This is a genomic window from Bacillus sp. SIMBA_026 (assembly GCF_046535335.1).
In the GTDB taxonomy this organism is placed as follows: Bacteria; Bacillota; Bacilli; order Bacillales; family Bacillaceae; genus Bacillus; species Bacillus velezensis.
Genome location: NZ_JAWRWX010000146.1, coordinates 1 through 273, shown reverse-complemented (window position 1 = coordinate 273; position 273 = coordinate 1). Strand labels below are relative to the sequence as shown.

General features: G+C 61.2%; 1 protein-coding gene. It reads left to right on the top strand.

Annotated features, from left to right (window positions below):
* On the top strand, window positions 1-273 hold a 273-nt coding region (locus SB847_RS21000), incomplete at both ends, for a molybdopterin cofactor-binding domain-containing protein (protein ID WP_410578544.1).

The window sequence follows — 273 nt, the reverse complement described above, 5'->3', positions numbered from 1 at the left end:
ACAGCGCCTCGCCAATGAGCCGGGCGTCGGCGACGACGCCGAGGTTGTTGGAGACGCGAATGCTGCATTCAAGCGTGCGAAGAAGGTCGTCAACGCGACCTATCACAGCCAGTATCTGAATCATGCGCAACTGGAACCGCCGTCGGCGCTCGCGCGATTCAACGCGGACGGCTCGCTCGAACTGTGGATACCCAATCAGGCGCCCGAGATGTTCCAGGCCGATATCGTCAAGCGTACGGGCTTGCCTGCCGAGAAGGTGATCATCCATTCCCC